A 12,944-nucleotide genomic window follows, 5' to 3' on the forward strand; every position below is an offset into this window, starting at 1 on the left:
ATTACAGTGGCGTACTGAGCACAAAAAAGGCCGCTAGTGTGAGCGAGCGGCCTTTTTGTCTCTAATTTTTTTTGTCTCTAACACTGGCTCATCAATATTTACACACCGCTTTCACGTGCCAACAAAAACTCGGCTACCGAGCGCACCTGCTCCTTCAGCTGGCTATGCAGCGCCATTTGCTGCTTGGTAAAAATAGAATATGCGCGGCCGATCTCATCAAATTCATCAAGAACAATAGATTGCTGAGCATCGGTCAGATGCAACCGCGCAATGCCCTCGGGCACCCCTGAATTAATAGCAGATACAACACGCTTGTGTGTACTAATAATGTCGCGCCCCGACTCATCAAGTTGGTGCACTACCTCAAGCAGTTGTTTGCAACTCGCTTTGCGATGATTGAGCGAGTCGAATTCTTGATCAACTTGATTGGTATACCCTTTTACCCAAAGCCGTGCGCTTTCACCTAGCATCAAGAGCAAATCGGCTATGGATTCATCTTTATCGGTCAGCTCTGCAGCCCCACCCACAACCAATGTAAAAAAGCCACTACTCACAATAATTAAGTCATCGCGAAAGGTGAGTGCAGGCCTCACTTGGCTTAGATCCGAGCGCAATGGAAAGACATAGCCGTTGGTCCAATGACCAAAACGCGTTTCGCGATTAAAACCAAAACAGCTCACAAGAAAGCAACCTTCTAGATGCATTTTTTCTAAGCCGGCCTTGAGTTGATTTGCCAAGTGTTCAAAGTTCTCACTTTGCCCGATTTGTACAGCCAAATGTGAAAATTGACCCACCACAGAGACCGCTTTAGAAGGTGTTGCCGCTAATGAAAAACGCATAATAAGTCTACTCCAAGTAAGCTGCTAAAGAGCAATGCAGTAACCCTCAGTGGGAGCTGAGTTTTACCAGTATCACTTTAACAGTAGGAGCACAAACTCAAGTTGTCTATATTTTAAACAATATTTTTCTCTCTCGCTGCCCCAAGCACTGCGCTTGCACACCCGCCATTTGCTTTCATGCCATAAAAACCATAAGCAAGGCACCAAATAGCGCATTTTGACGTGTAACATGATAATAAAAACAAGCCGCGCTGTTGCTAACTTGACCATAGCTTAGGGTATTTATGACACAACACGCAGATTGAAACTAGACATAACAGGAGCCCAAGGTGACTCAGCAACACATAATCGGCATCACACGAGCCCTTAAAAAAGCGCGGCACAACATCCGACACCGACTTGTTATCGGGTGCTCAATTATCATGACTGCACTACTCGTCTTATGCGCCATTTTATTTAGTGGCAAGATATACCAACACTGGGATAACGACCCTGATCGTGGTGCCATAGCCCTAGCGCAAGGCGCTTACAACGAAAGCTATAATACCCCGCGGTATTTGGATCAGGGCTGGTCAAACGCCCAAAGCCTATGGTTTTACAATACAACGCAAGGCTCCAACTTAATGCCCTATGATCTGTTTATGGCTTTAGAACAAAGCCATAGCAATGCGCTTTTTCGCAGTAATGCTAATATTGACCGGTATCGCTACCTGCCGCAAAAGCCCACCTTTTTTAACCCCGATGGCTTACCGGTAGGCTTTGTCAAAGACACCTATCAAGGACGAGCTTATATCGGATATACCTGCGCAGCTTGCCACACAGGCCAAATAAACGTGAAAGGCCAAGCGATACGCATTGATGGTGCCCCCGCCATGGCCAACATGAGGGGGTTTATGCTGTCGTTAGAACAAGCGCTTAACACTACATTAACGCAAGCGGCAAAGCGGCAACGTTTCATCACTCGCGTGACACAGCGCAAAGGCGACTACAGTAAACCCCAGCACGTCATCGCCGACTTAGAAAAAACCTATCAATCGATCATGCTCTACAATAGCATCAACAATACCAATGTTGATTATGGCTATGCTCGGCTTGATGCGTTTGGCCTTATCTACAATCGTGTATTACAGCATGTGATTAACCTGAAGCAGGTACGCAACTTGTTTTTACGCGCCATAGACGACGATGGCAATCGCCTGCTGACATCAGCGCAAGTCGACTTAGTGCTGCGTGATATTGACGCCACTATTATCGGGAGTCGTGGGTTTGCAAAGGTTTTTAACCGCCTAAAGTCTTCTGAAACCGGCTACCCAAATCTTACCGCGGCGCAGCTTCTGCGTATCCGTAATATGATTTTTAATGAACCCGACGCTCCCGTTAGCTACCCCTTTTTGTGGGATATTACTCATTCTGATTACGTCCAATGGAACGGGCTTGCCAGCAATGCCGGTGTCGGGCCGCTAGGGCGCAATGCCGGTGAGGTCATCGGAGTATTTGGCACCCTAGACTGGACCGCGCAAGAGCCCTCATTGAGTTTATCGGCGAGAATTTCTGGGCAAAGTAAAAAGCAAAAACATGTCACATTCACCTCTTCGATTAATTTGGTCAACTTAGAGCGCATCGAAAATCACCTACAAAAACTCAAGTCCCCACTCTGGCCAGAGGCAATATTAGGGCAAATAGACCGTCAAAAAGCTGCTCGCGGTGAGCTTATTTATGAGGAGTATTGCCAAAGTTGCCATGAAATTGTTGACCGCGATAACTGGGATCGCATTATTATCGCAAAAATGGCAAGCCTAGATGCCGTGGGGACCGACCCCGCAATGGCAATAAATAGCGTGAGCTATACGGGTAAATCGGGCAATTTTAAATATACCGTTCAAAACCAGTCCATAGGCGACCTTTACCTTGAAGAAGAAGCCCCTGTTGCCATGATTCTGACATCGGTGACTCGCGGCGTTGTTGCAACCCCAGATCCCGACAAGTGGTGGGTGCGAAGATGGCTAGATTGGCTTTATCTCATGGCCGCTTCAGCGTTTAAAAATAATATCCAAGCCACCGTCAAAGCCGGCAGTTACCAACCCGACACAACAGCCCAACCATTTAATTCATTGCTCGCTTACAAAGCACGCTCACTCAATGGTATCTGGGCCACCGCGCCCTATTTACACAATGGTTCCGTGCCCACACTCTATGATTTGCTCCTACCTAAAAAGCGACCCAATGACCCGAGTGATGGAGAGTACCGGCCAGATGCGTTTGAAGTCGGCGCTCGAGAATTTGATACTCAGCGTGTAGGCTTTATTCAGCAAGGGTTTGGCGGCTTTGTCTTTGATACCCGCAAAAGAGGCAATTGGAACAGCGGGCATGAATATGCCGCAGGCAGGACACCACAACCCAACGGACGGCAGCTTGCCCCCCTCACACAACAGCAACGCTGGGAGCTGATCGAATACCTTAAAACACTCTAAATTTTACAAAAACTCAAGGTCAAAATAACCGGTCATTCCCACAACACGCTACCGTGAAGCTAGAGCAGTAGCCGCGATAGCGTATCATTCACAACAAATACTCATTATCGATAAATCACCATATCAATGCAGCATAACATCGTAAAAAAGGCTTTTCAGTTAAGGTTCAGCTCACAACGCTTAAGCTCAGGCTGCTTCAGCACCTCCGACGATTTTTTTCATCATAATGACGCAGGATATCTATGCCTTTACTCTATAAAGCAGCCTTATTCAAAAAGCGCCTGCAGCCGCTGCGCCTAATCACATTGAGCTTACTAACCTTGATCATAGCCAGTACAAGCTATGCCGAGCCGCTGTTTACAGCCGAGTATCAGGGTACCTACGGTAGTATGAATATAAAAATGGTGCGCACACTAGAGCAGAACGGTGAGAGTTACACCCTGCAATCTACCGCAACTAGTTTTATGGCAAAAATTAACGAAGTAAGTCAGTTCAGTCGCCAAAATACGGCCCTCATCGCTGGACAATACCATTACGAGAGGAAGGTTTTTGGCGTTAAAAAAAATGAGTATCTCGCTTTCGATTGGCCCCAAAAGCAGGTGCATTACACCAAAGGCAAAAAAAACGTCGGCAGCCAAACTCTTAGTCAACACACATTAGACCCTACACTTTACCAATTACAGCTACAGCAAGACCTCATACTCAACCCTCAGCAACAACGCTTTAGCTACACTTTTGCGCGCCGCAACCAAACAAAAACATACCATTTTGAACGCCAAGCTCAAGAGACGATCACCTTTAAGGGTAAGCAGTATTTAGCCGTGGTACTTGCTCGTACACAAAGCGACAGCCTTAAAGCTACACGTTTATGGTTAATACCCGAGTTAGAGTACGCGCTCGCTAAAATTCAGCACACAGAAGAAGATGGTGATACCTATCAGGTGCTGCTCACTCATTACAGCAGCAACGCAACATTCAAGGCTTTTTTAACGCCTCAATCCACTCGAGAGCCACACTCAACGCTTTAGATGCCAAATTTACGGGCATGTCACCTAATATCATTTTAAAACTTTTTGAAATAAAAGCTTGACGCATCAGGGAGTTATCCGTAATATGCGCGCCATCGACAGGGCAAACGCCGAAGCAGACACAGCAGTTTAAACGCAGTGTCAACCTGAAGAGTAAGACGCGCTCGTAGCTCAGCTGGATAGAGTACCTGGCTACGAACCAGGCGGTCGGAGGTTCGAATCCTCCCGAGCGCGCCATTATTTATAGTGTTACGGGGTTAGTAAATACTCACATAAGTATTTTTTTCACTAACCCCGTCACTAAAAATAACTGAATTACCCCCTTCATTGAAAAAATTAAACTCCTCTAAATATTTAAATCTGAACGAAAATATTAAGCTAATCTGCTCGCAATAGAATTATTTTAACTTCATCTGATAAAGCTATTTTATTATCTAGCCGATTACATTGATTTAGTCCATTATGCCGGCAGCTCTTGAGCATCTTGCTCGCGCTGCATTAGTGAATACCTCACGTAAGCCTTATCCGTCAAACACAGACAAAGGCCCACGCGCGCCGCCTAATATCCAACCACCATAAATTTTTCCCGCATCACCCACCATCACCCCTGCCCAACCCAATAAACCAAAGTTATTAGCTTGGGGTTATTTATGCCTCTATTACATTAATGCGCTATTAGCGATTGTTTTGGCGTGGAGATACGATAGTCGATAAAACTTAGTGTCATTTTATTTTTGACATGCCTCCCATTGAGACTGAAGGTCATGCTGTGCCAATAACCATCAAGATAAACTAAAACCACCTAATAGAGTGTCCGGCTTGAGTTGACCAGAACAATTTGAAGTTAGCTTAGCGAAAGTGCGATGAGCTGATAAGATGGGGGTTGTGGATCGCTTACACTAAGGCAATAACGACTAACCCATCCATCACACACAAAAAGCCCGACGCACTAAGTCGAGCTTTTTAAACAGGCCATGCTAACGCCAAGCGCTGACTAGAACTTTAAGTAGCGGCTATTTTCACCAACCCAGCGCTTTTTACGGTCACCCTTAAATTGATAAGCGAGCGTCATACCCGCATGCCCGCCACCCTGAAAGTACATCATTTTGAAACTGTGAGCGCCCTTACTCAACTCTACGCGGCAACGCTGAGTCGAATACGGGCGATCCCCCTCGTGCGCGCACAGCTGCTTACCGTCAACCTCAAGCGCAAAACCATCATCACTACCCGGAATAAAGTAATAGGTGCCAGCCTCTTTCACTGTAAAGTCTGATTCCACATCAATAAAATAAGAATCGCTAAAGCCAATCGCACCCAGCTTTGCATGCTTAAGCTGCGAACCACTTTTAAGCATTAAAGTATCAACCCACACTACTTTACTTTGCGCAATATCGCGCTTCTGAAAGATACTGCTAATTGAAGTTTTATTCTTATATATATTAAGCTCAAAAACCTTATCCACCATAGCAGGCGTAGACTTATACACTGCCATAGAAGTAAATATCATCATCAGAGCCAAAAAGCCCACTTCTTTTGGCTTTTGCACCGTGAGCGCCCAAGCACAATGAGCGTACTGTATTAAATTTTTCATTATCTTATCTCACCACCTCTATATCCCACAGCGAAAACCAATTACGCAACTCAAACTGAGCCTCGGTAATAGGGATACCAAACGTAAAGGGCGAAAAGTATGCAAACACCGCCACGACCAATACACCAAATACCCCAAGGTTAATCCACGTTAGGCGCGAGCCACTCGCTAAAGCCTCTTTAAAAACATAGGTAAACACCAAAGCAGCATTGATAATGCCAAATAGCAGCGGCACAAAATAATGATATAAATACATCACCCTATCGATTTGAGCAATCGCAATCATATAACTTAAGTACATGCCACAAAAATACAGAATATACATAAATAAACGATCATCTTTACTGGGAAGATCAAAAACAAAGCGCCCTATAATCAACGAAATAGACAGCAAAATACCCGCAATCACCGTCAACCAAATAAGTGGGTTACCGACCAAATAGGAGTAGCTAACTTTAGTGACGCCATCAATAGTGTTTTTACTCCAGCGGTAATTAATGCCCTTGCCACCAAAAGGCCACTTTGCATAATAACTACCGTTTTCTGTATCCTTACAAATATCTAAGCGCGGCACACCACTGGCGTACTCACTGCTGTAGCGCATATGATCTTTGAAGCCTATACGAAAGGTTGTAAAACTAAAGCCACCATTTTGCTCTAATGACTGTAAATATTCGGGCGAAGCCTTGTACTTTTTAGTAGGCTCAACCTTATCGCCTAAGCCAATATGAATATAAAAAACAAAACAAAAAACAAACGCTAGCGAGCCAAAAAATGTTACGACTGATAACACCACCCGCTCAAGGCAAGCCATAAACTCCTTGTTGAGCAAAGCTTTACCTTTATCCTCTAATAGCAGCATGCCGTAAACCAAGCTCAGCACCAAGCCATTCACCTTTACTGCCGTAACAAGACCTACTGTCGTCCCCAGAATAAGATAATGTTTTAAGGTAATAGGAATATTTTGTGTCACGATTCGTACAAAATACCAAAGAGACAACAAGATAAAGAAAAACTGAATGCCCTCAAGCATGGCCGAGCGTGAATGCAGCACCATTGCGTTATCAAAAATAATAAACAACGAGAATACAAAGGCTACAGGTTGGTACCTAGTGATACGAAAGAGTATTTGGTACAAAAACCACACCGAAAGCGCCATCATGAGTGCCGAGGGCAATCTAAATGCCCAAAACTCCATCCCCTTAGGCATCTCAGCGCCCTTAAGATAGTCCGTTTTTAATAAGGCTGACATATCACGATCTGCATTGGGCTGGAATATAGCCTCACTCAGCCCCATGATCATCTTACCTAGCGGTGGATGCGGCTCCATATACATCATGCCATCAACGTGCTTTTGCGCTGATACCACATGGTAGTTTTCATCCCAAAACATAGATTTAGGATATTGCAAGCCCGCCAAAAACATCAATAGCGAGGCCACCAGTAAAACACCAGGGGTCAGCCATGCTTTATGGCGCCCTAGCAAAGTAACAAAGGAGTTTGGGTCAGTCATTGTGTAATCTAACGCGTCAGATAAAAGAAAGCGCCACCTTAGCAATGCAAGATGGCGCGCTCAATAGGAAACATGTACCAAAACGTAAAGTTGAGACTTACTTTGAGTACATAAAGTGAGTATTGATTTTAGTCGGGTAGCATGACATTAAGCTCTAGCACGGCATAATCGCCATTTCGCTCTAGCTGTACTTCAATGCTATCGGTATCAATGTCCACATATTTACGGACTACCGCCATAATATCTTTTTGCAAAGCCTCTAAATACTCGGGCTGATCACGCCTAGAGCGCTCATGAGCAACAATAATTTGCAATCGCTCTTTAGCAATCGAGGCTGCCTGGCTTTTATTGTGCGAAAAATAATCTAAGAAACTCATGCACTTCTCCTAAATAAGCGCTGAAACAACCCCTTATGGTCTGGCGTTAAAAAGCGATGATCAACTTCTTCCCCGAGCATACGCTTCACCGCATCGCTATATGCTTGACCCGCTCGGCTTTCTTCATCGTGAATCACAGGGACACCTTGATTAGACGCTTTAAGTACAGAAGAGCACTCTGGGATCACACCCAGCAGCTTGGTCGCCAAAATTTCTTCGACATCGCCTACCGCAAGCATTTCGCCTTTTTCCACTCGCTCAGGGTTATAGCGCGTCAATAGCAAATGTTCTTTAACGCGCTCGCCTTGCTCGGCTTTTTTGGACTTGCTTTGCAGTATTCCTAAAATGCGGTCAGAGTCGCGCACCGAAGACACCTCTGGGTTGGCCACCACAATCGCTTCATCGGCAAAGTACAGCGCCATAAAAGCGCCATGCTCGATACCAGCAGGCGAATCGCAAATAATATACTCAAAACCATCCGCTGCGAGCTCTTTAAGTACCCGCTCCACACCGTCTTTTGTTAACGCATCTTTATCACGCGTTTGCGAAGCTGGTAGGATGTATAAATTTTCACAGCGCTTATCTTTGATTAGCGCCTGCCTTAATGTTGCCTCACCGTTAATCACATTGACAAAGTCATATACCACGCGGCGCTCACAATTCATCACTAAATCTAAATTGCGCAAGCCAATATCAAAATCAATGACCGCCGTTTTATGACCACTCAGTGCCAACCCACTACTAATTGCTGCGCTAGAAGTCGTTTTACCGACTCCACCCTTGCCCGAAGTCATTACAATTACTTTGGCCACAACAGATACCCTTTATTATGTTTAATTTTTTATGCTTGAATTAAGCGTATGTACAATTAAGCTGAAAAACCCGCTATAGGTTCCACTTGAAGCTCATTACCATCAAAAAATATTTGAGTGGCACGCTGCCAGTACGCATCACGAAGATTCTCATCAATCATAAAGTGCCCTGCAATAGAAACCAACTCGGCTTGCTGACTCATACAAAAGATACGCGCCGATTCATCGCCTTTCACGCCAGCTAATGCACGACCCCGCATCGGAGCATAGACATGAATGCAACCCGCAGCCAATAATTCCGCACCTGCCGACACCTGCGCCAACACAATCAAGTCGCCATCAGAGTAAATTTGCTGGCCAGATCGCACTGGCGTCACAATGGTTTTGGTGGAAATATAAGTATCAATAATACTTTTTGCCTGAGGATCCGAGCGCTTACCCGCTAATGACCGCTTACTGAGGTTTTTGACCTTGCCTCCAGGAAAATGCCCCAACTGCAAAACTTTTGTGAATTCGACAATATGCTGACCATCGCCTTTAACACCTGCTAACCGAAACCCCAAACGCGCACAAATATCAATAACATCCGTCAAAAATGGCACATCGGCAACCACAGACTCAACACTGACGACTACCGGACTACCGCCAAAGAAGTCAGGTGCCGCAGCAACTTTTTGCGCCAATTCACTCGCAATTTTACTTGCATCATTAGTGCGCAGCTCTAAAAGAGTCATCGGGAGCAAAGCACCTTTAAGGGTAAAACTTTTCGGCCTCGATACCGCCACCGCACCGCTGTCAAAAGCCATACTTTTGTCCCGTTTTTTTACTTAAAAATAGCTTATGTTTATAAACCTTTCCGCCTATTTTAACAACCCAAAAGCCCTTCACGGATCAAATAGTCCAAAAAACCATCAGAAAAACGCAATAAATCCTCTCTCGAAGGAAGCTTGAGCGATGAAAGGGGTTTTTAATTAATTTTATTTACCGTATCCTAACGGGGTCCAAATTAAGAAGTGACGCGCAAACAATGATGTACGCGCTAGCTCATAACTTATAAAAAATATAGACGAATACATACGCCCTTTATTGGGGCATGCATTTAGTTTACTGGACTTATTCTACTAAGGTTAAGCATAAATACTTCAGGGGGAGCTATGCACAAGACCATCAAAACTCAAATGGAGCGTAAGTTATTTAAACGCTCTGCAATCGCCGCCTGTGTAATGACGGCTTTCGCCGCACAAGCACACGCACAAGACAACGAAGATCCAGCTGTACTAGAAGAAGTTGTTGTTTATGGTGTAAAACAAAGCCTACAAAATGCTCAAGATATAAAGCGTGACGCGGATACCTTTGTGGACGCGATTTCAGCATCAGACATAGGAGCTCTTCCAGATCGAAGTGTTCTAGAAGCTCTGCAACGTATACCGGGTGTTTCTATTGAGCGTTTTGCCTCAGCAGAAGATCCCGACCACTTCTCTGTAGAAGGTAGCGGTGTTGTTATTCGCGGCTTAACACAAACGCGAAGTGAGTTTAACGGCCGTGATACCTTCACAGCCAACAATGGTCGCGGCCTAAGCTTCCAAGATGTTCCGCCCGAGCTTATGGGCGCCGTAGAAATATCTAAAAACCAAACTGCCGATATGGTAGAAGGTGGTATTTCAGGGACTGTAAACCTTAAAACACGCTTACCATTCGACTCTGACGAGCGAGTGATTGGCTTCTCAGCAGAGGCCACTTACTCAGACCTGTCTGAAGAAACAACCCCGACAGGCTCGCTAATGTATAGCGATATCTGGGATACGGACGCCGGTAAATTTGGTTTTCTACTGAACGTCGCCGCCTCAAACCTTAAGTCTCGTACTGATGGTATACAGGTCGATAATTATGTTGCACGCACCAATATCAATAGCAGCGGCCAAGCTGGCACAAGCGAAGACGCTTTATACGTGCCCCGTGGTGCAAATATTCGTACGCAAGAGCACGATCGTGACCGCGAAGGCCTAGCTGCAGCACTCCAATGGGAAAACCCCAACGAAACCGTTGTTGTGACCGCTCAAGCCATTCGCTCAGAATCTACCGCCGCATGGATAGAGCATGCCTTAGAGTTCCAAGATACAGATTATGAAGGCAGCATTTACGCCGCCAACGGCAGCGCACTGACTTTTAACGACGACAACTACTTTACCAGCGGCCTACTCGTCGCTGACTATGGCCCTGATAAGTATCGCTTTGATCAAGAAGGTAACCCTGTTGGTCTCACAACCACTCGCGGCCCAATTGGTCAATTTGGAGCAAAATATGCTGCTTTAACACGGTCAAACGAAAATACTAACACCGTGAATGATTTTGGCCTAAATATTACTTTTAATCCCAATGATCGTTTAAGTGTTTCGATTGACGGTCAATATGTTGATGCAGAAGTCGAAAACCTTGACTTCACCTTAATGAATGGCACTTTTGCTGCACTTCAGCTTGATACACGTGGCAGCACTCCTAACGCTACATTTATTGATCCGTTTATTTCGAATGCCGCAAACTCACCTGCAGGTGATGACCACTTTGCTTCAAACAGCTCTTACTTTGCTCGCTCAGCGATGGATCACACAGAGGAGAGTAGCGGTAATTCTAGCGCATTTGCGATTGATGCCGATTACGAGCTAGAGTCGAAGTTCTTTACCTCGATTGAAGGTGGCGTACGCTTTTCTGCACGCGAGCAAGAAAACAGATGGGCCCGCTATAACTGGAAATCCCTTTCTGAATCTTGGTCTAATTATGGCGAGTACGGCCCTGCTGGCCAAACAGATCAAGGGAATGCTGGACCTAAATGGTTAGACTCAAGCTTTGGGGATAGAGCCGAACACGAGCAATACAGCTTTGACAACTTCCATCGCGGTGGCGTGTTTGGCAATGAAGGTCAAAACTTTGTCTTCCCAAGTGTTGCTTTAGTGCAAGATTATGATCGTGCCCGCCAGCAGCTATCTGAAGGTGCATTTAGCGGTAGCCAATGGCGCCCACTACCTGATCGTATTCTAGAAAATGAAACTGGCGACCCCCTTAGTGCCGACGGCACTAACTGCTGGAGCCCCGATTGTTACGTGCCGGTAGCCACTAACAATGGGTACACCAACTCAGAAATCAATACGCTCACAGAAGATACCAAATCGGCTTATATCAAAATGAACTTTGGTAGTGAAGATACCGAAATCCGCTACTCAGGTAACTTTGGCTTACGCTATGTAAATATCGATAGCTCAACGGCAGGTTTTACAGTATTTCCTGACTTAACGCCAGATAATCCAGGCGACCCTAAAAGCGATCTACCAATTGCCGACAGAAACTTTGGCAATAAAGCTGTTGTTGCTGAAACTGCAGACGCTAGCTATTCCACTGTATTACCAAGCTTTAACATTAAGCTAGGCGTTACTGATGACGTGATTATGCGCTTTGCTCTGTCGAAAGCCATCGCATTACCTGATTTAGGCAAAAAACGTAACTACACCGTTATTGATGAAGATAATGTTGTAGAGATTGATGATGACAATTCGGTCGTCAACTTTTATAAAGCTGAAGCAGGCAACCCATTCTTAAAACCTATGGAAGCTGTACAGTATGACATGTCTTTTGAATGGTACTTCTCTGATGTAGGCTCCTTAAGTGCCACCATGTTTGGTAAAAAACTTAAAAATTACTTCATTGATGGCGCCTTTCCACGCCAATTTACCAATAATGGCGCAACCAGAACCGTAGAAGTTACCGGTGCTAGTAATGGTGCCAAAGGCGATATTAACGGTTACGAAATTGCTTACCAACAGTTTTACGACTTTTTACCCGGTGCCTGGTCTGGCCTTGGTATGCAGTTTAACTACACCTACGTAGGTAACAGCGGCACACCAAACTCTGGGCTTGGCAACAACCCCGATGGCGAAGACCATAGCGATTTTGCATTTGGTAACCTGCCACTACAAGGCTTATCAAAAGATACCGCTAACATTGCTGTTATGTACCAGCTTGCTCCTGTGGAAATGCGTTTAGCCTACAACTGGCGTTCAGAGTACTTACTCACCACTCGCGATGTGATCACCAAGCTCCCTATTTTCTCAGATGCGACAGGCCAGCTTGACGGCTCTATCTTCTTTGATGTGGGCGAGTACTTTAAAATTGGCTTACAAGCAACCAACTTAACCAACGAAGAAACCAAAACATTAATGCAAGTTGATAATAATGGTACTAAAGTTGGCCGTTCGTGGTTTGTTAACGACCGTCGCTTCTCTTTTGTTGTTCGTGGTTCGTTCTAACGCACAATAACTTAG

9 protein-coding genes and 1 tRNA gene are annotated in these 12,944 nt (G+C 45.2%); 4 read left to right on the forward strand and 6 right to left on the reverse strand.

Translation table 11 applies throughout. The features are described from left to right. Positions 1-98: 98 nt before the first annotated feature. The gene (locus AC438_RS04300; RefSeq protein WP_053980039.1) at positions 99-839 is read right to left on the reverse strand and encodes a hypothetical protein; all 741 of its coding nucleotides are present in this window, start codon (positions 837-839) and stop codon (positions 99-101) included. Between the two features lie 422 nt (positions 840-1,261). On the opposite strand from AC438_RS04300, the gene AC438_RS04310 reads away from it, so the two are divergent. The 3 genes from AC438_RS04310 (at position 1,262) to AC438_RS04320 (ending at position 4,575) form a co-directional block, all read left to right on the forward strand. Continuing rightward, positions 1,262-3,310 carry a di-heme-cytochrome C peroxidase gene (locus tag AC438_RS04310; protein ID WP_238376318.1) on the forward strand — a complete coding sequence of 683 codons (2,049 nt, stop codon included), beginning with the start codon at positions 1,262-1,264 and terminating at the stop codon, positions 3,308-3,310. 242 nt (positions 3,311-3,552) lie between these two features. Beyond that, positions 3,553-4,338 (forward strand): DUF3108 domain-containing protein, encoded by a 786-nt coding sequence (locus AC438_RS04315; protein ID WP_053980041.1) that lies wholly within the window; start codon positions 3,553-3,555, stop codon positions 4,336-4,338. Between the two features lie 160 nt (positions 4,339-4,498). Continuing rightward, positions 4,499-4,575 (forward strand) — tRNA-Arg (locus AC438_RS04320). A 757-nt stretch (positions 4,576-5,332) separates the two neighbouring features. On the opposite strand, the gene AC438_RS04325 is transcribed toward AC438_RS04320, so the two are convergent. The 5 genes from AC438_RS04325 to minC all read right to left on the reverse strand — a co-directional run bounded on the left by AC438_RS04325 (position 5,333) and on the right by minC (position 9,437). Further along, entirely contained in the window at positions 5,333-5,929 is a 597-nt protein-coding gene (locus AC438_RS04325) for a PA14 domain-containing protein (RefSeq protein ID WP_053980042.1), read from the reverse strand. 4 nt (positions 5,930-5,933) lie between these two features. Then, the gene (locus AC438_RS04330) at positions 5,934-7,442 is read right to left on the reverse strand and encodes a phospholipid carrier-dependent glycosyltransferase (protein WP_053980043.1); all 1,509 of its coding nucleotides are present in this window, start codon (positions 7,440-7,442) and stop codon (positions 5,934-5,936) included. 128 nt (positions 7,443-7,570) lie between these two features. Continuing rightward, on the reverse strand, positions 7,571-7,819 hold the full coding sequence (minE, locus tag AC438_RS04335; RefSeq protein ID WP_053980044.1) for a cell division topological specificity factor MinE: 249 nt from the start codon (positions 7,817-7,819) through the stop codon (positions 7,571-7,573). Further along, positions 7,816-8,631, reverse strand: a complete 816-nt coding sequence (minD, locus tag AC438_RS04340; protein ID WP_053980045.1) for a septum site-determining protein MinD — start codon at positions 8,629-8,631, stop codon at positions 7,816-7,818. Before minD ends, minE begins: the two co-directional genes overlap by 4 nt. A gap of 56 nt (positions 8,632-8,687) precedes the next feature. Further along, positions 8,688-9,437 carry a septum site-determining protein MinC gene (gene minC, locus AC438_RS04345; protein ID WP_053980046.1) on the reverse strand — a complete coding sequence of 250 codons (750 nt, stop codon included), beginning with the start codon at positions 9,435-9,437 and terminating at the stop codon, positions 8,688-8,690. A 348-nt stretch (positions 9,438-9,785) separates the two neighbouring features. Between minC and AC438_RS04350 the strand changes: the two genes are divergently transcribed. Continuing rightward, the gene (locus tag AC438_RS04350) at positions 9,786-12,929 is read left to right on the forward strand and encodes a TonB-dependent receptor (RefSeq protein WP_053980047.1); all 3,144 of its coding nucleotides are present in this window, start codon (positions 9,786-9,788) and stop codon (positions 12,927-12,929) included. Positions 12,930-12,944: the final 15 nt, after the last annotated feature.

Source organism: Marinagarivorans algicola, from assembly GCF_001292705.1.
Taxonomy (GTDB): Bacteria; Pseudomonadota; Gammaproteobacteria; order Pseudomonadales; family Cellvibrionaceae; genus Marinagarivorans; species Marinagarivorans algicola.